The sequence below is a fragment of the Pandoraea sp. XY-2 genome (genome assembly GCF_004193915.1).
Lineage (GTDB): Bacteria > Pseudomonadota > Gammaproteobacteria > Burkholderiales > Burkholderiaceae > Pandoraea > Pandoraea cepalis.
This window is the reverse complement of record NZ_CP030849.1, coordinates 2,725,786-2,745,987: the sequence shown is the minus strand read 5'-3', so window position 1 is coordinate 2,745,987 and position 20,202 is coordinate 2,725,786. Positions and strand designations below refer to the sequence as shown.

Below are 20,202 nucleotides of genomic sequence, written 5' to 3'. Positions count from 1 at the left end.
CCTGCCCGTCGGTGTCTCCAGAACGGGTCATAGGGATTATCGGCAGATGAGAGGCAGAACTTGAACCGTTCTGCTCGGGCGATTCCGAAAGTGCGGCGTCCACAAGAGAAGATCGGAATTTGCGCAGTCGCAAACGTCTTGCAAAAGGCCAGACTTGAAGACTCTTACGGTTTCTTCAGTACGCCAAAACGCGCGAATCGTGATGCGGCGTCAACGACGCGATGAATCTCGACAAATTCAAATGCCCGCGCGGCGGCCGCGATGTCGGCGGGTTTGCCTCCGACGGGGCACACGTGGCAACGTCAAGCGGGCCGGAGGGGTGGGGCAGTGATGCCCCATGGGCTGCCAGTACCTTTCGACTGGCATTGGTGCACGAATTGCGCGCCCCGTTGCAGGTACTGCAAGGGCATCTGGATGCGCTTTGGGGCGAGGCCGGCAGCCTGGAGGACAGGCGTGCCCCGGGTGACCCGCCTGTCGATGCGGGCGCGATGGCGCCAAGGGAACGACTTGGCGCCATGCGCAATATGCTCGGCGTCGTTGCGAGCGCGGTGGACGACGTGCTGCACCTGGGGCAGGACGACGTCACGGAACTCCCGCTTCGCGAGGCGGCTTTCGAGGTGCGCGCGTGCCTCGACGCGGAGGTCGACGGGTTTGCTGGGGCGGCGCACACCAAAGGGCTCGTGCTCGAGTGCCATATTCCCACCGAGGTGCCCGTCATGATTCAGGGAGACGCTGCCCGCTTGCGCCAGATCCTGCGAACGCTGCTCGACAATGCGCTGAAATACACCGTCTGTGGCGGTGTGGCGGTCAAGGCATCGTGGCACGCCGCTGCGACGCACGACGCTGCGTTGCCCGGGAAGCGGCGCGACGCCGGTATGGGACAACTGACGATTCACGTCTGCGACACCGGGCCCGGCATTCCGGCGGGCATGGAAAACGCCGTCTTCGCGGCATTTGCCCGTGCCGACCGCTCGGTGCCCGGCTCCGGGCTGGGATTGTGGATCGCTCAGCAATGGGCGCGGCGCATGAGGGGCGCGCTCAGCGTTGAGCCGTCGACGACCGGCGCCCGCTTTCGGTTATCGGTACCCTTTGCCACCCCCGATGCCGTGCCTTCCTCCGGCGTCGCTCGCGCTGACGCATGCGAGTCGCCCGCGTCGCCCGCGTCGCCCGCGCCGACCATGGCTTCGCCGCCCGCGTCGACGCCGGCGGTGCCTGTTGCGCACGTCGACGTGCGTCCCGGGTTGCGTGCGCTGGTGGTGGACGACCACGTCATGAATCGCAAGATCCTCGGCGAACAGTTGTCGTCGCTCGGTTGCGTTGTCGCGCGTGCGGGCGATCTGAGCGAGGCGTTGCTCCATTGGACGGCGCAAGAGGTCGATGTCGTGCTCACCGATGTGCAGCTCGGCGGTGCATGCGGCCTGACGCTGGCGAAGACGCTTCGCACGTTGGCCCCGGTGCTCGGTCGCGCATCGCCCGTGGTGTTCGCGGTGACGGGGTCGGTCGTCGGCGCGCGGGCAGCACGAGACGCCGGTATCGACGGCGTGTTGACGAAGCCGGTATCGCGCCAACGGCTGGCGCAGACCTTGGCGGTGCGGTGGCCGTGCGAGGTGAGCGAATGCGTTGCGCCGCCGAATGCGGGTGAGCGCCCGAAGGCATCGCGGCCGCCGCTGCATGACGATCCATACGCACGTCGCGTGATGCGCGAGGAAATGGCGAAGGATCTTGCGCGCTTTCGCCGCCTGATCGCCTCACGTCGCGCGGAGGACATCGACGCGGCGCAGGCGCTGCTGCATCGCATGCGCGGGGCGTGCCGGATGTTCGGCGATCCGGCGTTGACGGCGCGATGCGATCGGCTGGCCGAGAAGCTCACGGACTGCCGGATCGCGCTGGACGATCAGACGTAGCGGTAGACGGCGAGAAAGTGACAGGCCGTGCCGCCGATGGCAAATAGATGCCAGACCAGATGGCCGAATTTGATATGGCCGTCGAGCGAGTAGAAAAGGGCGCCGACGGTGTAGGCAACGCCGCCGGCGTACAGCCAGTCTGCGCCAGGGCCGGGGATGGCGGCGAGCACCGGACCGGCGACCAGCACGGCGATCCAGCCTAGCCCAACATAGAGCAGGGTGGAGACGAGCGGCCGGTCGAGCAGGCCGAGTCCCTTGGCGACCAGCCCGGCAATGGCCATGGCCCATACGCCGGTCAGCAGCGGCCAGCCCCAAGGGTCGTGAAGGATCTTGACGGTAAAGGGGGTGTACGTCCCGGCAATGAAGAGAAAAATGGCGCAATGATCGACACGCATGAACAGCCGTTTCGCACGGCCATCGGGCAAGCCGTGATATAACGCGGACGCGAGATAGACGATCACCATGGTGATGGCGAACACGCCGATGCCGATCTGCTCTCCCGTACTTGGCAACGGCGGGCGGACCGCCGTGAACAGGGCGGGCGTGGCGGCGAGGGCGGCCATGCAGGCAATGCCGTGGCTCGCGCTATTGGCGAGTTCTTCGCCGCGCGTCTGTGCGCGTCCGGTCGCTTTCATGCCGCCTTCTCCTGTGTGGATGTCGCGATCACGACGGATGTGCGTCGCGCCATTTGCGAACCGCTTCCATCGTATTGGTGACGTGTTTATCCGGATTGAGGCTCACATAGCTGTAGATCACCCGGCCGTCGGGGGCAATGACATACGAGACGCGATTGGCATAGTCGGGTTTGAGCGAAAGCACGGCGTCGTAGGCCCGCATGATGCGCTGATCCGTGTCGGCCGCCACGGCAAATTTGCTGCGGCACTCGGACACGGAGAACTTGTTGAGCGTTTCGATGTTGTCGTGCGAAACGCCGATGACCGTGGCGCCCATCGCCTTGAACTTGTCGGTGGCCTCTGCGAAGTCGTGCGCTTCGATCGTGCATCCTTCGGTGAACGCGGCCGGGTAGAAGTACAGCACGACGGGGCCCTTCTTCAGGGCGTCGGCCAGCGAGAACGTGAAGACCTTGCCGCCGAGCGAGGCTTGTGCAGAGAAAACAGGGGCGGGGGTGCCGTTCTTCAGGGCGGCGTGAGCGGGGATGAAGCACCAGGCCGTCACCCCGACAATGGCGGCTGCGGCAGCGATTCCGAACCAACGTTTCATGCAGGACTCCTGGAGTGAATGCTTAAGCATAGAGGCTCGCGACGGCGGTGTCCAACGGGGGACGATATCCTTCGCGGATGCCCTCCATGCCGCAGCCATCGGGGCAGGGCAGTCAGCAGTCTACTGCGGAAATCGTGACACGATTCGGTCACCGTAGTGTCATGAAGCGCGCGGGGTCGAGCCGGCATGCTCGCCAAGATCGCGGCCGCCCTGCCTGAGCGTCGCCTACGGCGTATTGCCGCTTCTTGGCGCTCCTCACTGCTCGTTACCGTTCGGTACCGTTGCCGATCGGCAGAACCGTCGTCGACTTGATCTGCGAGAGCGCGATCATCGAGTTGACCTCCTGGACCATCGGCAATTGCGAAAGACGTTCGAAGAAGAATCGCTCATAAGCCTCGACATCGCGTGTGACGATGCGCAGCAAAAAGTCGACATTGCCCATGAGCACGTGGCATTCGAGCACTTCCGGAAAATCCTGAATGGCCTTCGAGAACTCGGGCAGCGCGTTGCGATTGTGGCCGGCCAGTTTTACGTGAGCGAACAGCATCACGTTCAATCCGACCTTCTTGCGGTCGATAAGCGCAACGCGGCGCTCGATGACGCCTTCGGCATCGAGCCGATCGATGCGACGCCAGCACTGTGATTGCGACAGACCGATGCGCTCGCCGATTTGTGCGGCCGAGAGCGAAGCGTCTTCTTGAAGCAGTGCGAGAATTTTCTCGTCGAATTCGTCAATTTGCATGATTAATTCAAAATGGCTTTGATATTTGAATGAATCATGTGAAATCAATGGCGTTTTGTCAACGATACGCGAAGCATTTGCTGGCCGATCCCGGTAAGCTGGGTTCTCATTGGGCCGAATGGCCGCCACAATGCCTCCCGATTCGATGGATCCCGCAGGAATACACGTACCCATGAAACTTGATCTGACGCTCCCCGCTGCCGAAACCGCGACCGGCGCCGTCGCCCAGCCTGTTGCCCCGTTGTCTGCGAAGGGGGCAGAGCTGATTGCGCGGACCTTGGTCGAGATTGGCGTGGATACCGTCTTCTGCTATCCCGGTGGCGCCAACCTCGAAATGCTCGACGCGCTCTCGCGCGTGGCCATCACGCTGGTACGAACAGAGCACGAACAAGGCTCGGTCTTCGGTGCGCAAGGCTATGCGCGTGCCACCGGGAAGCTCGGCGTGTGTCTGGCGACGTCCGGCCCCGGCGCGACGAATCTCGTCACAGGCATTGCCGACGCCGCCAGCGATTCCGTGCCGATTCTCGCCATCACCGGCAACGTCGCCACGCATTGGCTCGGCAAGAACGCGTTCCAGGAAGTCGACATCGTCGCTATCACCAAGCCGGTGACCAAGCTCGCCCGGCAGGTCCGCGAGGCGCGGGACATTCCCGCCGCGTTGCGCGAAGCGGCCGCCTGCGCAATGGCGGGCCGGCCGGGGCCGGTCTTGCTCGATTTTCCGAAGGATATTCAGCAGGCGCGTCCCGATCAGCCGACCGACAAGCGTTTCACAGCGCCGGTGCCGGCGGGCATGAGCGACGAGACCGCCCAACGGATCGCCGCCCTGCTTGCCCGAAGCGAACGCCCGGTGATCTACGCCGGGGGCGGCGTCATCGCCTCGGGGACCGGGTCGCAGCTCGCGGCACTGGCCGAAGTGCTCGATTGCCCGGTGGCGCTCACGATGATGGGTCTGGGTGCGATGCCCGACGACCATCCGTTGCTGCTGGGCCCCCTTGGCATGCATGGCGCCTACGTGGCCAACGTCGCGGTCAATGAAGCCGACCTCGTGCTGGCGCTCGGCGTGCGTTTCGACGACCGGGTGATCGGTGATCCGGCCTCGTTCGCGCGGTATGCCACGATCGTCCATATCGATGTCGACGCCGCCGAAATCGGTAAGAACAAGCCCGTCGCGCTCGGCGTGCATGCGGATCTGCGCGACGCCTTTGCCGGCCTGCTGGCCCACGCGTCGCGCCGCAATGTGCCGGACTGGCACGCCTACTTGCGCGAGCGGTGCGAGGCCCATCCGCTGCGGGCGCCCCGGCACGCGGCCGCAGCGGATGCGGTCGATGCGGTCGATGAGGCAGACTGTGCGGGCGCGCTGACGGGCGTCGCTGTCATCACGGCGCTCGCGGCGCTATTGCCGCCGCAAGCGGTCGTGACCACGGGCGTCGGACAGCACCAGATGTGGGCGATGCAGCACCTGCGACTCCGCCAGCCGCGCACGTTCCTGTCGAGCGCGGGGTTCGGCACGATGGGCTTCGGCTTGCCGGCAGCGATCGGTGCCAAAGTGGCGTTGCCGGACGTCCCGGTCATCGACATCGACGGCGACGGCAGTCTGAACATGTCCGTCAACGAACTGTCGACCTGCCGCCGCTATGGGCTGGGCGTCAAGGTGCTGGTCATCAACAACCAGTGGCTGGGCATGGTGCGCCAATGGCAGGACATGATCTACGCACGCAATCGCGTTGCGTCATCGCTTGTCGATCCGAACGCACCGGACGGGGCCGGCGACGGGCGTCCGTATCCGGACTTCGTCACGATTGCGGCGGGGTATGGAGTGGCGGGCGCCCGGGTGACCCGGGCAGACGCGTTGCCCGCCGCCCTCGCCCGCATGCTCGAAGACCCGAGCGAGCCGTATCTGCTGGACGTCCTCGTCGCCCGCGAGGACGACGTTTATCCGATGATTCCCGCAGGCAAGTCGTATCGCGATATGGTCTTCGGTCCCGGCCAGACGGCAGGCCCCATCGCGGCGGGGGCGTTCTGACGCACGGGCCCGGCAGGCGAGGCGCGACCGTGCGGGCGGGCACTGGCGCGTGCTGACTCTGCATTTTCATTCTCATCTGGTGGGAATTTGAGCGCACGTCGCGAGATCGCAACGTCCTGAACCGAGGCGGCGGCTTTTTTTCATTTCGGTGACGACGCGGAGTATCATTGCGCTCTTTCAAGAATTCTCGCCAAGGAAATCAACATGTTGACGAAGCGCCTCGTGCTGGCCGCCGCCTGTTTTCTGACGACCTTCGCCGCGTTGCCGGCAGCGCAGGCCGCCGATCCCACGTACACGGTGGGCGCAGGCGGTACGTATCGCCCGTTCGAGTTCGAAACGCCGCAGAAGGAGCTGGCCGGGTTCGACGTCGACATCATCAAGGCAATCGGCAAGGCCGGCGGGTTCAATGTGAAGCTGGTCAGCACGCCGTGGGAAGGCATCTTCGCCACGCTCGACCAGGGCGATCGCGACATCATCATTTCGGGCATCACGATTACCGACAAGCGTCGTGAAATGGTGGACTTCTCGGCCCCGTACTTCCCGGCCGATCAGGTCATCATCACCTCGCCGGGCGCCAAGGTCGCGGGTCTGGCCGATCTGAAGAAGCTTCAGGTGGGGGTGGTCAACTCGAGCACCGGCGACATTTCCGTGTCGGAAGAACTGGGCCGCACGAGCACCGCGATCCGCCGCTTCGACAATACGCCGCTGATGCTCGAAGAGTTGTATCGCGGGGGCGTTGACGCCGCCGTGGGCGACGTGGGCGTCATCAAGTTCTACATCAAGAGCCATCCGGAAAAGCCGTTCAAGCTGGTCTACGACAGCAAGTTCAAGCGCCAGTACTTCGGCATCGCTGTGAAGAAGGGCAATAAGGTCGCGCTCGACAAGATCAACACCGGTCTGAAGAAGATCGTGGCCGACGGCACCTACGCCAAGATCTACAAGCAGTGGTTCGACGCCGACGTGCCGTCGCTGCCGCAACAGTAAGCAACGCGTGTAAGATTCGCGCCACGCTCGCCAGAGACCTGGCCACTCGCGGCCCGTGAGCTGATCGTCGACTTCCGACGTCAACCCCCGGGCCGCGAGCGTTTTTCTGCCGGCCCGCCGGTTCGTTTCATTTTGTGAGAAAGGTGCTTCATGGGTGGGTTCCAGTGGAACATCATCAGCGAATACATGCCCCTGTTCGTCGAGGGCACGCTGATGACGCTCAAGTGCACGGTGATCTGCGTGATCGCCGGCACGTTACTTGGGCTCGTGCTGGGCGTCGGCCGACTGGCCGAAGCGCGTCACGGCTTCTATAAGTATTTCCTGCGCTACGCGGTGCAATACCCGGTGCGCTTCTACGTCAGTTTTTTCCGCGGCACGCCGCTGTTCGTGCAGATTCTGCTGATTCACTTCGCGCTGATGCCGGTGCTGATCAACCCCTCGGAAGGGTTGCTCGTGAGTGGCGACCTCGCGCGGGAAATCCGCTCGCAGTACGGCGCCTTCATGTCGGCGGTGCTGGCCATCTCGCTGAACGCGGGGGCCTACGTGTCCGAAATTTTCCGCGCCGGGATTCAGTCGATCGATCGCGGTCAAGCGGAAGCGGCGCGCTCGCTGGGCATGACCTATATGCAGACGCTGCGCAAGGTCGTGCTGCCGCAGGCCTTTCGCCGCATGCTGCCGCCGCTGGGCAACAACGCCATTGCGATCGTGAAGGATTCGTCGCTGGCGTCGGCCATCGGGCTGGCGGAACTGGCGTATGCCGCGCGCACGGTGTCGGGGGCATATGCTCGCTACTGGGAGCCGTATCTGACGATTTCGCTCATCTACTGGGTGATCACGCTGGTGCTGTCGGCATTTGTTCAACATCTGGAATCGAGGTACGGCAAAGGTGATCGTCGTCAATAACCTGCAGAAGCAGTACGGCGAGGCGCACGTACTGCGCGGCATTTCGTGCCGCATCGAAGAGAGCGAAGTCGTGTGTGTGATCGGGCCGTCGGGCTCGGGCAAGAGCACGTTTCTGCGCTGCCTGAACGGCCTGGAGGACGTGAGCGGCGGTGAAGTGCTCGTCAACGGTTTTCACGTGGAAGACCCGAAGACGGACATGAACGCCATGCGCGCGAGCGTGGGCATGGTGTTCCAGCGTTTCAATCTGTTTCCCCACATGACGGTGCTCGAGAACCTGATCCTCGCGCCGATGCAGGTCAACGGCATCAAGCGTGGCGAGGCCGTGACCATCGCCGAGCAACTGCTGCGCAAGGTCGGCCTGATCGACAAGATCGATGCCTTCCCGAACCAGCTCTCCGGCGGTCAGCAGCAGCGCGTGGCGATTGCCCGCGCGCTCGCGATGCAGCCCAAGGTCATGCTCTTCGACGAGCCGACCTCGGCACTCGATCCGGAGCTGGTGGGCGAAGTGCTCGAAGTCATGAAGTCGCTGGCCGACGAAGGCATGACGATGGTCGTTGTGACCCACGAAATGGGGTTTGCCCGTGAAGTCTCCGACCGCGTCCTGTTCATCGATCAGGGCGTGATCATGGAAGAAGGCAAGCCGGCGCAGATTTTCTCGGCCCCGAAGCACGAGCGCACGCGCGAATTCTTGCGCAAAGTCCTGTAATTCTCACGATGGCGAGGCCCGCGGAGGTATATCCGAGGGCCGCATCTGATTACAATGCGAGGGTACGCGCGCCAAGTGCCATTGCCGTCCGGCATTGGCGCGCCGCCGGTCCCCTGAGCCCCCAGCCAGGTTCTTTTCACAGGGCAGTGACCTTTGTCCAGGCCTGCCCCGCAATCGACGATTGCACTCCGATTTCACGAGGTAGTCATGAGCCAGCCAATCGCTGTGACCCGCCAGACGTTCGATGACGTGATGGTGCCCAATTACGCTCCCGCCCAGATGGTGCCCGTGCGCGGCGAAGGCTCGCGCATGTGGGACCAGCAGGGTCGCGAGTATGTCGATTTCACCGGCGGTATCGCGGTCAATGCGCTTGGCCACGCCAACCCCGAACTGGTGAAGGTCATCGAAGCGCAGGCGCGCAAGGTCTGGCACATCGGCAACGGCTACACCAACGAGCCGGTGCTGCGTCTGGCGACGGCCCTGACCGACGCCACGTTCGCCGACAAGGCATTCTTCTGCAATTCAGGCCTCGAAGCCAACGAAGCGGCACTCAAGCTCGCGCGCCGCTACGCTTACGACCATGCGGCCGAGCGCGGCGGCAAGGAGAAGAGCGAGATCATTTCGTTCTACAACTCGTTCCACGGTCGCTCGCTCTTCACCGTGAGCGTTGGCGGTCAGGCGAAATACACCGAAGGGTTCGGCCCGATCCCGGCCGGCATCATGCACCTGCCGTACAACGATCTGGCGACCGTCGAGGCGACCATTTCGGACGCCACGGCGGCGGTCATCGTCGAGCCGGTGCAAGGCGAGGGCGGCGTGCTGCCCGCCGATCCGGAATTCCTGCAGGGCCTGCGCGCGCTGTGCGACAAGCACAACGCCTTACTGATTTTCGATGAAGTGCAGACGGGCGTCGGCCGCACCGGCACGCTGTACGCGTATGAGCAATATGGCGTGACGCCGGACATTCTGACCACCGCCAAGGCGCTGGGCAATGGGTATCCGATTGGCGGCATGCTCACCACGAACAAGATCGCCGCGAGCTTCTCACCGGGCACGCATGGTTGCACGTACGGCGGTAATCCGCTTGCCACGGCTATCGCCGGGCGTGTGCTGGAACTGATCAACACGGCGGAGACGCTTAACGGCGTGAAGGCGCGTCACGATCATTTCATCAAAGGCATCGAGGCGATCAACGCGCGTCATGGCGTGTTCGACCACGTGCGCGGCATGGGGCTGTTGATCGGTGCGGTGCTCAAGCCGGCATTCGCTGGCCGCGCGAAGGACATCGTGGCGGAATCCGAAAAGCACGGGCTGATGGTGCTCGTGGCCGGGGGCGACGTGGTGCGCTTTGCGCCGTCGCTGAACATTCCGTTCGCCGACATCGATGCCGGTCTCGCGTCGCTGGAGAAGGCGGTCGCAGTCGTGGCGGCGACGGTGAAGGCGAACTGATCGCACCGGCCGACGTCACGACCTGACGGTATGCAGGACTTCGGGCCGGACCGACGGATGACGTCGCTCCGGCCTTTGTTTTACTCAATTCGCCGAAGGTGCTCATGACCCGTCAATCGAACATGGCGACGCCCCCGGCCGCCGACACGGACTCGCCCGACGCGGCAGCGACGACCTCGCTGCGCGTCGTGCGTCTGGCGCGTCGCGGCGATCTTCCCGCGCTGTTGAAGCTGGCGGCGCAGGCCGGCCCCGGCATGACGTCGTTCAAGCCTGATGAAGCCGCGCTCGAGGCGCGTCTGGCCCGAGTTGCCGCCACCTTGGCGGGGCAAGCCCCCACGGCCGAGCAAGGGTATCTGTTCGTGATGGAGGACGTCGCCACCGGCGAGATCGCCGGCGTGTGCGGTCTAGAGGCGGCAGTCGGGCTGGAGCAACCGTTCTATACGTATCGCAAGGATACGATCGTGCATGCGAGTCGCGAGCTGAACGTCTGGTCGCGGATGCTGACGCTCTCGCTCTCGAACGACCTCACCGGTTATAGCGAACTGTGCTCGCTGCTGCTCGATCCGTCGTGGCGCGGACATGGCAATGGCGCACTGCTCTCGAAGGCGCGTTTTCTGTTCATGGCGCAGTTCCCCGAGCGTTTCGGTCCGCATGTGTGTGCCGAGCTGCGCGGTTTTTTCGATGACAACGGGCAGAGTCCGTTCTGGCAGTCGCTCGGGCAGCATTTCTTCAAGATCGATTTCGATCAGGCGGATTACCTCACCTCGATCGGCAAGAAGTCGTTTGTGGCCGAGTTGATGCCGAAGTACCCCATCTACGTCGACTTTCTCTCCCCGCAGGCGCAGGCCGCCATCGGGGTCACGCATCGCGATACGCTTCCGGCGCGCCGGTTGCTGGAACAGGAGGGCATGCGCTCCGGGGCACATGTCGACATCTTCGACAGCGGCCCGGTACTCGAAGCGCGCGTGGCCGACTTGCGCGCCGCACGCGACAGCCGTTATCTGAGCGTGACCCTCGCGGCCACGGCCGGCGACGACGAGGCGGCGCCGGCCGTCCCCAACGCGGAGCCCTACCTCGTGGCGTGTCTCGGGCTGGACGGCTTTCGCGCCACGCTCGTCACGGGGCGTCCCGAGCGACGGGCGTTCGCGCTCAGCCCGCTCGCGGCGCAGGCGCTTGGCGTGAAGCAGGGCGACCGCATTCAGGTGTTGCCGCTCAAACCGCCGCGCGCCGACGCGATCTGACTGCGCGATGGCGGCGGTTCGACACCGCCGCCTCAGAATTGAATCGTTGCTGTCACCGTGTCCGTGTAGACGCCGGGGGCCGGTGTCGATTGCGACGGCACGCGCGCGTAGATCGGAATGAACTGAACGAGGCCGGTGCCGATGCCGGTCAGTGGCGACGTGCCCGATGAGCCATCCCCCAGATCGTGGCGTAACCACTGTCCAGGTAGAGTTGATAGGCGACGTTGGCGCCGGTCTCGCCAGCCATCAAGCGCGACGTGACCGTGCCCAGCAGCCCGCCGGACAGGCTGACGCGATACGCGTCGTTTCGCGTGCATTGCACCATAAGCTGGCCCGCACCGGTCACCGGGCGGTCGAGCGCCGTTTGCGTGGCGAACGTGATGTTCGTCGCGGCGATCGTGCAGTTGTTGATGACGCTCACGTTCACGGTGAACGGCGTGCCCGGCACGGCGGTCATGGCGCTGCCGCAGTCCGGGACGGGCGACAGCGGGCCGTAGGGCGCATAGTGCAGGCTCGTGTCGGCCGACGTAAATGTCCGCGTGTAGACCGTGTTGCCGTTGCCGGACGTCGGCACCGTGGTCTGCGCCGCTGCGATTCTCCCGTAGACATTGACGTTCTGTGTCACCGTCCCGCCCAGAAGGTTGCGGGTCATCGTGAACGCGATCGCCTGACTCGGACCGCTTCCCCATGGGTTGGCAAATGAGGGATCGACATAGAGACCGAAATTGATGGCATCGCCCGCGTTCGTCAGCGTAAGGGGCTGACTCGCATTCAGCGCGAGGCACACCTTGACGTTGGCGCTGCCGCCGAGCAACGGCCACGTGCACGAAATGGGCACCGTGCCCGTTGCCGAGAGCGCGGCGCCGGAGATCGGACTGAAGGCCGCGAACGCGAGCGTCGGCGCCCCGACCGAACAGGTCTGCGCCTGCGCGTACGCGCACAGGAATGCGACTCCGACGGCGGCGATAGGGCGCCGCCGCCTCGGCAGGGTCCCGGTGGGGGGTGTCATGATGGATCCTCCTGTCGCCAGCGGACGGGGACGGGGCCAAAGGGCGCTGGGCGCTCGGTGGCGAGCGTGCCGAATGCGACGCATGCCAGCGGACCGATGCGGGCGATCCGGCCTTCGGCGGGCGCGGCCCATTCAAACGAGACTCGGCAGCGCTGCCCGGCGTCTCGGGACTCCAGGGTGTTGCTCGGCGCGAGCGCATCGACAAAGACTTCCCCGTCATAGCCGACCACCGTCGCGACGCCGCTCTGCACATGGCGCACCGCCGTCCCGGGACGCAGCGGCTGCCCCGTGGCGCCTGTGAGGGTGACAAGCGCCGCACGGTAGCGTCGCACCGGGAAACGCACCAGCACGCCGCTTCCCGCCTGAGGCGCAATGCGGCGCTCGGTCGTCAGCACTTCCATATCGACCGGAAGCTGCATGGGATCGATGCCGATGCGCGCGGCTTCGAAGCCATTCAGATCCGGCACGAAATAGTAGCCGCGCGAATCGGTGCGGCCGATGGGCACCGATTCGCGCAGCACCGGCACGTCGACCTGCCGATCGGCACTCACGAGGGCGAACGCATCGTAGGTGCGCCGTGTCGCGTGCACGCGGTTGTCCATGACGACCAGCGCGCCGGTCATGCCGAGGGCGGTGCCGGTACGTCGTCCCACCTGTTGCGCGAGGGCGGAGATCTGGCCGTGTCGCCCGAGATACTGCAATTCGCCTTGCACAGTGCGTTGCGAGAAGGCGCGTCCGCCAATGACCTGCCAACCCCAGCCACCGCTGTAGTCTGGGGCGCGGCTGGCGCCCACCGATGCCTGCATCTGCCCGTCTTGCTGGTTGAACGACGCACTACCCAGCGCGCCGGCACCGAGCAACACGCTCAGCATGGCAAACACCCCATGGGCGCGATGGCGAGCGAAGTCGTGAAATCCGCCGACGGAGAACATGCCGCGCGTGCCCGCCGGCAGTGTGAGGCTGGCCGACAGCACCCGGGTGGCCGGTTGGCCCGACACGCGCTGTGAAAACCAGGCAAGCGAGGCCGTGCGGCTGCGTCCGAACGGCACGGACACACTCACACGGTCGCTGGCGCGTGGCGCGGGCGCACCGTCGAGCGACGCGATATCGCGATAACGTCCGGTGGTCCGGATCATTTGCACGTCGACGCCGATCCGTCGCGATAGGTATTGGTATCCCGCGCTCCACTGTGTGCCGGTGCCCCGGCCGCCCGAGAAAGCGGCCGACGCGCTGACGACGCCGGTCTGGCCGAGCGCCATCAGGGCGCCCGCGCCGCCCAGCGCGAGTCGGCGTCCGGCTTGTGCCTGCGCTTCCACCGTGACGGCATTGGTCGCGCCATAGCGCGCGGTCGCCGACGCCACAGGGTGGCGTCGATACGAGAATGAGCGCACGCCGTAATCGTCGCGCGGCAGGCCCGCTTCCACTGAAAAGCTCGACAAGCCGCTGGCCAGCCGCCGAGGGTCGATGTAGAGCGGGACGGTGGTGACCCGCTCGCGCCCGAGCGCGTCGCGCGTCACGACACTCGCCTGCAGGTCGCCGGTCAGACCGGGAGCATCCTGAATGACGAAGGGTCCGGGCGGCACGTGTGCGCTCATGCGGCGCACACCATCGAGATAGACGTCGACCGACGACGGCACCACGGCGCTGCCGTGCAGCGTCGGTATCGGGAAGGTCACGAGGTCCGGACGCAGGCTGAAGTTGCGCCGCCATTGCAGGCCGGCAATGCGCAGCGAGCGCGTCCACGCGAGCGAGCCGGTGATGAGATCACCCGCCACCCAGGTCGTCAATCGGGCCGGGTCGTCGTGCTGCCACCATGTGTCGTAGCGCCGATAGCCGTGGCGCCAGGCGGAGTGCTCCGCCAGCCCTGTCTGACGCACCGTGCCGCCGGGCCAGAAGCCGCGAACTTCGCTCCAGACGGACGCCCGCGTGAAGCGATCCCGCTGCACATACCCGTCGTAATTGATCAGCACGCCCGTGCCGGACGTCGCGGCCATGACGACCGGGGGCGGACGGCCCAACGCATAGGGCGTGAGCCACGCGTCGCCGACCTGCAGGGCGAGCGTCTGGTGTGCGGCGTCGTACGTCGCACGCACGCCGTCGAGCGAATCGAGCGCGACGTCGGTCGCGTCGCGTGGCGGCAGTTGGGGCGAGGTCAAGCCGAGCAGGCGCAGATCGCCCGCACGCACGAACCATCGCCCCTTCCGACGCAAAAACGGCGCGATCCGGCCGGTCGACTCGCCATTGACGATGACCTCCAGCACATAAGTTCCGTCAAGGCGGGACGCGCTGCCGGCGCGCGGCGCAGACGGCGTGGCCGTGCCAGACACCGCGGCATTGTCTAACTGCGCGGTGCCTACGACGTCCGGTGCAGAGGTTGCGGACGTTCCACCCTCCGACACCGTCGCGGCAGCGGCAGCGCGTGCATCGCCGGCCTTGCCGAAGGCGGCCGCGCCCAGCGCCATCGACGTGGCGAGCGCCGTGGCCACCGCTCCAGACGTGGCACCGCTCCATCCCTGTGCCCCGGGCGTTCGCGAGTGGCAGACCCGGGGAGTCGAGAGGGTAGCGGCAGGGTCCCGGCGGACACGCTTAGCGCTCGCCATCCGGCGCGGCGCCCGCGGCAAAGCGCATCGGTACGGCGTCGACGCGCGACTCGACCGTGAACGGCGCAACCGGCGGGGCGCCAGCGGGCCAACGTACGGCAAAGCGGCGCGTCTGCCCCGCGAGGACATAACCGAGCAGGCCGCGCGTCAACTGGACGCTGCGCCCGGAGGCGTCCAGCACGCGCGTGGCGCCAAGTTGCGCGTGCCGTTCGCCATCGTTGTGCACCTCCAGTTGGCCTTGCGAGAGGCGCACGTCGAAGCGCAACGACGGCGCCCGCGCATCGCTTGCCTGCACGAAAACCGGCAAGGAGTAACGCAGGCGGATCGAGATGCCCTCGACCGGCGTGGCGCCGGTCGAGGGCAGTTCGTCGACGAGTAGCCGGTAGCTCTGCTCTTGCGGCTCGGCGACCTGCGCCATGCGCACGAGCCGCACGATCTGCCGCTCGCCGGGTTCGATGCGCAGGATCGGCGGGCTGGCGACGAGCGCGTCGCTCGGGGTGAGCACGTTGTCGCCATGGCGCTGCGTCCACGCAAACAGCCGGAGCTGACCGTGAATCGGCACGTCGCCGGAGTTGCCCAGCGTCAGCGTGGTGGCCGGCTGCGTGGGCAGGAAATTGACGATGACCGGCGAGACTTGCAGCGTGGCACCGCTACCGTCGGTCACGTACAGCGTCAACAGCGCGACGAACGCGCCGCCGCAGGCGTAAGCCGTTGGGCGGCGAACGGCCGGGCGCATGGGGCTTCTTGGGCGCATGATCGATCCCGTTTCTCAGAAGTACACCGTGGCGGTGACCGTCGACGAATAGACGTCCGGGGCCGGCATCGTGGCCGAGAGCGTCGCTTGTCCGTAGACGGTATGCACCTTCACCGCGCCGGTGCCCGAATCGCTCAAGGTATTCGCCCCCTGCGTGTTGCCCCACGGCGTGGCGTAGCCGGCGTCCTGATAGAGACCGAACGGAATGGTGGTGGTATTGCCGGAGAGGGTGCCGGCCAGCAGACGATCCGCCTCCGTCGAGTTCGGCACCGTACCGGCATTCAACCCGATGTTGTACCCCGTCGTCGCCGTGCAGGTCACGCTCAGCGACGACGTACTTGCCACCGGTCCGGTCGCGGATCCCTGCACTGCGTTGAACGTCATCGGTGTGGCGGCAATGGTGCAGCCAGGGAGAATCGTCAATTGCACTCGCATTTGCGCCGTCGCCGACCCGTTGGTATAGACGGCGGCGCGTGCCGGTGCGCCGTGCGCCAGCAGGTAGATGATTCCGGACAGGGCCACGCACAGTAGAGATCGATGCATCGTCATTCTCCTTTGGAGTCCTACGGGAGGTTGCGGAAGTGAGACTCGGGAACTACGTAAATTGCGTCTGTTCTAACGTCCTTCGTGGCCGCTTTTTACGTAGTCTATGAAGGAATTTGCCTGATTTCGGCGTTGACGAATGGCTTTCGGAATCATCCCATCGTTGCGGCGGGACGCCGCACATCGCGTATCGACCGAATACGCGCAAAGCGCATGTTTCGGTGTGACGCAGTGCGCACGGCGCTGTCCGCGTCGGCCCCGTCTGGGGAACGCCGTGGCGAAAGTTTCATCACATGGATGAGCGGTTGCGTCGTTGCTTGCGGAGTTGGCAAGGCGAAATTCCCGCGGAGGCGAGTGCTGGCGCGACGAGAAAACGGCGGCGCGATGATGTCAATCAAAGCGCGTGAGGATGGCACTCGACGACGCGCATATTTCACTTGATCTCGAAAGTAAGCAGTCTCTAGAATGACTTGGTGCTATGCATCGGACATCCTTCGCGCCAACGGTGTGATATAGGCCATCGCGCTGCGGCCCATGTGCTTGTAGGTGTCGTAGGTGATGGCAGGCTTCACGTTGCGGGGCGTCATGCACGGCGCGTCGCAATCCCGCTCGGACATCGGCTGATGTGGTCACGCCGAGGTGCCGAGTCTTGCGCGGTTCCCTTCGTCCGCATGGGGTGGTCTGCGACGCCCCGATGCCGACGCCTTCCCCGGCAGCCCCCGGGCTGCCAGACGTCAGGAGTGTGAAATGGCTCTGAATCATACGCGTAACACCCTCGGTGAAAAGATTCGTATCGAATCGGTCAACCTGCTGAATCGCGGACTGGTCAACGGCATCGACGTCCAGCGGCAGGCCAAGCAAGCGCACTGGAACGTGCACGGTCCGGGCTTCATCGAACTGCACTTGCTGTTCGACGACGTCTACAACGCGGCCCTCGAATGGGCTGACCTGTGCGCGGAACGCCTGGTTGCCCTTGGCGGTGTGGCCGACGGTCGCGTGAAGTCCGTTGCCGAGAAGACCGAACTGCCGGTCTACAAGAACGAGTTCAAACGCGGTCTCGATCACGCGGCCGCGCTGGCCGAAGCGCTCGCGGCCTACGGCGAGATCATTCGCGGCCTGATCGACGCCTCGGCAGAGATCGGCGACGCCACGACGTCGGACGTCTTCACAGAAATCTCGCGTGGCGTGGACGACCATCTCTGGAAGGTCGAAGCGCACCTGCGGGGCGATTAATGGCGATGACGACGGGCGCCCTTGCGGGAGCCCGGTCGCAGCCCCGCTAGACCGCCTGCCCGCGAAGCGACAATGAACGCGCGCCCCGGCCATGCCCGGTGCGCGCGTTCGCGTGCGTTCCTCTCGATCCCCCCGGAGTTTCCATGACCACTCGTAATCTGAGCCAGATGTTCGCGCCGAAGTCGGTTGCCGTGATCGGTGCGTCGCTGCGCGAGCGGCGAGTGGGCACGACGGTGCTGAAAAACGTCGTCGACGGCGGCTTCAGGGGCGAGATCTATCCGGTCAACCCGAAGTATTCGACGCTCGCGAATCTCAAGTGCTATCGACACATTGGCGAATTGCCGCAGGCCCCCGATCTGGCGGTGATCTGTACGCCGCCGGCGACGGTGCCCGACTTGATTCGTGAGCTCGGCGATCGCGGCACGCGTGCCGTCGTGGTGCTGACCTCGGGGCTTGCCCGCGAACGCGATCGCCACGGCGTGACACTACAGGAGCGCATGCTCAGGCACGCGAAGCCGCATGTGCTGCGCATCCTTGGGCCGAATTGCATCGGGCTGCTCAGTCCCGGCATCGGGCTCAACGCCAGCTTCTCGCACATGGGCGCGCGCGAGGGCAAGCTCGCTTTCGTGTCGCAATCGGGCGCGCTCACCACGGCGGTGCTCGACTGGGCCGACGCGCGCGAGATCGGCTTCTCGCATTTCGTCTCGCTGGGCGACAGTGCCGATGTGGACTTCGGCGACATGCTCGACTATCTGGCGAGCGATCCCGGCACGGACGCCATCCTGATGTACATGGAATCGATTCGGCACGCGCGCAAGTTCATGTCCGCCGCACGTGCCGCGGCCCGCAACAAGCCGGTGGTCGTCATCAAGTCGGGGCGGGTGCCGGAAGGGGCGCAAGCCGCGGCGTCGCATACAGGGGCACTGGCGGGCTCGGACGATGTCTACGACGCGGCGATCCGGCGGGCGGGCATGTTGCGCGTCGACACGACCGACGACCTGTTTGCGGCAGTGGAGACGCTCGCACGGCTGCGTCCGTTCTACGGGGACAAGCTGTCGATCATGACCAACGGCGGTGGCGCGGGGGTGATGGCCACCGACGCTCTCGTGCTCGATGGCGGCAAGCTGGCGCATCTGACCGACAAGACGCGTGCCGCCCTCGACGCCGTGCTGCCGACAACGCTCGGCCGTGTGAATCCGGTCGACATCGGCGGCGATGCCGATCTGGCGCGCTATACGGCCACCTTGGAAGCGTTGTGCGAAGACCCCGACACGGCGGCCGTGCTGTTTATTCAAGCGCCCACGGCGGTCATGCCGAGCCTGGAAGTGGCGAACGGCCTTGCCGCGCTGCCGAAGCCGTCGAAGAACGTGTTCACGTGCTGGCTGGGCGGCCAGACGGCCGAGCGCGCGCGGCGCGTTTGCCGCGAAGCCGGATGGCCGACATACGACACGCCCGAGAACGCCGCCCGCGCGTTTCTGGAAGCCGTCAACTATCGTCGCAACCAGTCGCTGTTGATGGAGACGCCGCCGTCGATCCCGCCCGGTTTCGCGCCCGATGTGGCCCGCGTGCGCGCAATGGTCGAGCGCGCCATGGGCGAGGGCCGGGCATTGCTTACCGAGCCCGAAGCGAAGGGCGTGTTGGCCGCGTACGGCATCCCGGTCGTGGAGACGCTCGTCGCCACGACCCCCGAGCAAGCGGGCGAACTGGCGCAAGGGATCGGTTTCCCGGTCGCGGTCAAACTGATTTCGCCGGACATCACGCACAAGTCGGACGTTGGCGGCGTGGTGCTCAATATCGAATCGGCCGAGCAGGCACGCGAGGCGGCGTGCCAGGTTCGCAAGCGCGCGCTCGCGGCCAAGCCGGAGGCGCGCGTTACGGGCTATTCCGTGCAACGCATGGCCAACGGCGCGGAGGCGTTCGAATTGATCGTCGGCGTGGCGACGGACAACGTGTTCGGGCCGGTGCTGCTCTTCGGGCAGGGCGGCACGGCGGTGGAAGTGATCGCCGATCGTACGATCGGTCTGCCGCCGCTCAACCTCAATCTCGCGCGCGACATGGTGGCGCGCGCGCGCGTGGCGAAGCTGCTCGCCGGCTATCGCAATCGACCGGCTGCCGATCACGAAGCCATCTACCTCACGCTCGTGAAGCTCTCGCAACTCGTGTGCGACGTGCCCGAGATCGCAGAGCTCGACATCAATCCGTTGTTCGCCGACGCGCACGGCGTGCTCGCGCTCGACGCACGTATCGTGGTGCGGCCGCCCGCCTTGCCGGGGCATGGGCGTCTGGCGATCCGTCCCTATCCGCAGGAACTGGAGTCTACCGTGGATGCGGGAGGCCGGCCGGTACGGGTACGTCCGATCCGGCCGGAGGACGAGCCTGCCTATAAAGCGTTCTTCCACACGCTCACGCCACAGGACGTGCAGTTCCGTTACTTCGGCCTGATCAAGGAACTGTCGCATTCGCAGATGGCGCGTGTGACGCAGATCGATTACGACCGTGCGATGACGTTCGTCGCCACGGAAAAGGACGAAGCGGGTACCGTGTGTCTGCTTGGCGTGGTGCAGGCGCTCGCCGATCCGGACAACACGGTGGCCGAGTTTTCCGTGACAGTGAGCCCTCAGGCCCAAGGGCGCGGGCTCGGGCGGGCGCTCATGGAGCATATCGTCGACTACAGCCGCAAGCGCGGCACCGGGGAACTGATCGGCTATGTGCTCACGGCAAATACGCGTATGCTGACCCTCGCCCGTCATCTCGGCTTTGTCGAGGACAAGGAAATGGAGGCGGGCGTCCTTCATATCCGGCTGCCGCTGCAACGCACGGCGCAGGCGCAGGACACCCGCGGGGCATGACGGTCGAGGCCGGCCGGCTCACGGTGTCCCGGGCTCGCGCC

Annotated in this window: 15 protein-coding genes and 1 pseudogene; 9 read left to right on the top strand and 7 right to left on the bottom strand. The window is 65.5% G+C overall.

Going from position 1 to position 20,202, the window contains the following annotated elements; all coding sequences use genetic code 11:
• Positions 1-368 precede the first annotated feature (368 nt).
• Positions 369-1,904 (top strand): sensor histidine kinase, encoded by a 1,536-nt coding sequence (locus DRB87_RS12430; protein ID WP_240756306.1) that lies wholly within the window; start codon positions 369-371, stop codon positions 1,902-1,904.
• On the opposite strand, the gene DRB87_RS12425 is transcribed toward DRB87_RS12430, so the two are convergent.
• From DRB87_RS12425 to DRB87_RS12415, 3 genes are all read right to left on the bottom strand, one after another.
• Positions 1,895-2,539, bottom strand: a complete 645-nt coding sequence (locus DRB87_RS12425; RefSeq protein WP_130026117.1) for a hemolysin III family protein — start codon at positions 2,537-2,539, stop codon at positions 1,895-1,897. The two genes, DRB87_RS12430 and DRB87_RS12425, sit on opposite strands and share 10 nt — an antisense overlap.
• A gap of 28 nt (positions 2,540-2,567) precedes the next feature.
• A complete protein-coding gene (locus DRB87_RS12420; RefSeq protein WP_130026116.1) occupies positions 2,568-3,125 on the bottom strand; it encodes a peroxiredoxin in 558 nt (185 codons plus the stop codon).
• Positions 3,126-3,390: 265 nt separating this feature from the next.
• A complete protein-coding gene (locus DRB87_RS12415) occupies positions 3,391-3,867 on the bottom strand; it encodes an Lrp/AsnC family transcriptional regulator (protein WP_130027850.1) in 477 nt (158 codons plus the stop codon).
• Positions 3,868-4,039: 172 nt separating this feature from the next.
• Here DRB87_RS12415 and ilvB point away from each other — a divergent pair, with 172 nt between their 5' ends.
• The 6 genes from ilvB to astA all read left to right on the top strand — a co-directional run bounded on the left by ilvB (position 4,040) and on the right by astA (position 11,173).
• Positions 4,040-5,890 (top strand): biosynthetic-type acetolactate synthase large subunit, encoded by a 1,851-nt coding sequence (gene ilvB, locus DRB87_RS12410; protein ID WP_130026115.1) that lies wholly within the window; start codon positions 4,040-4,042, stop codon positions 5,888-5,890.
• A gap of 204 nt (positions 5,891-6,094) precedes the next feature.
• The gene (locus DRB87_RS12405; protein WP_017234558.1) at positions 6,095-6,874 is read left to right on the top strand and encodes a basic amino acid ABC transporter substrate-binding protein; all 780 of its coding nucleotides are present in this window, start codon (positions 6,095-6,097) and stop codon (positions 6,872-6,874) included.
• 150 nt (positions 6,875-7,024) lie between these two features.
• On the top strand, positions 7,025-7,777 hold the full coding sequence (locus DRB87_RS12400; RefSeq protein ID WP_017234559.1) for an amino acid ABC transporter permease: 753 nt from the start codon (positions 7,025-7,027) through the stop codon (positions 7,775-7,777).
• The gene (locus DRB87_RS12395) at positions 7,761-8,483 is read left to right on the top strand and encodes an amino acid ABC transporter ATP-binding protein (protein WP_130026114.1); all 723 of its coding nucleotides are present in this window, start codon (positions 7,761-7,763) and stop codon (positions 8,481-8,483) included. The genes DRB87_RS12400 and DRB87_RS12395 overlap by 17 nt, the downstream gene beginning before the upstream one ends.
• 207 nt (positions 8,484-8,690) lie before the next feature.
• A complete protein-coding gene (locus DRB87_RS12390; protein ID WP_130026113.1) occupies positions 8,691-9,932 on the top strand; it encodes an aspartate aminotransferase family protein in 1,242 nt (413 codons plus the stop codon).
• 179 nt (positions 9,933-10,111) lie between these two features.
• Positions 10,112-11,173 (top strand): arginine N-succinyltransferase, encoded by a 1,062-nt coding sequence (astA, locus tag DRB87_RS12385; protein ID WP_165385432.1) that lies wholly within the window; start codon positions 10,112-10,114, stop codon positions 11,171-11,173.
• A gap of 32 nt (positions 11,174-11,205) precedes the next feature.
• Here the strand turns inward: astA and DRB87_RS12375 are convergent.
• The 4 genes and pseudogenes from DRB87_RS12375 to DRB87_RS12360 form a co-directional block, all read right to left on the bottom strand.
• A pseudogene (locus DRB87_RS12375) lies at positions 11,206-12,182 on the bottom strand (spore coat protein U domain-containing protein).
• Positions 12,179-14,668, bottom strand: coding sequence for a fimbria/pilus outer membrane usher protein (locus DRB87_RS12370; protein WP_165385297.1), 2,490 nt, complete (start codon positions 14,666-14,668; stop codon positions 12,179-12,181). Before DRB87_RS12370 ends, DRB87_RS12375 begins: the two are co-directional and overlap by 4 nt.
• A 100-nt stretch (positions 14,669-14,768) precedes the next feature.
• Complete coding sequence (locus DRB87_RS12365; protein WP_130026108.1) at positions 14,769-15,518, bottom strand: molecular chaperone; 750 nt, start codon at positions 15,516-15,518, stop codon at positions 14,769-14,771.
• Positions 15,519-15,551: 33 nt separating this feature from the next.
• Positions 15,552-16,079, bottom strand: a complete 528-nt coding sequence (locus DRB87_RS12360) for a spore coat U domain-containing protein (RefSeq protein WP_130026107.1) — start codon at positions 16,077-16,079, stop codon at positions 15,552-15,554.
• Between the two features lie 747 nt (positions 16,080-16,826).
• Here DRB87_RS12360 and dps point away from each other — a divergent pair.
• Both dps and DRB87_RS12350 read left to right on the top strand, forming a co-directional pair.
• Positions 16,827-17,312, top strand: coding sequence for a DNA starvation/stationary phase protection protein Dps (gene dps / locus DRB87_RS12355; RefSeq protein WP_017232245.1), 486 nt, complete (start codon positions 16,827-16,829; stop codon positions 17,310-17,312).
• Positions 17,313-17,455: 143 nt separating this feature from the next.
• Positions 17,456-20,161, top strand: a complete 2,706-nt coding sequence (locus DRB87_RS12350) for a bifunctional acetate--CoA ligase family protein/GNAT family N-acetyltransferase (RefSeq protein WP_130026106.1) — start codon at positions 17,456-17,458, stop codon at positions 20,159-20,161.
• Positions 20,162-20,202: the final 41 nt, after the last annotated feature.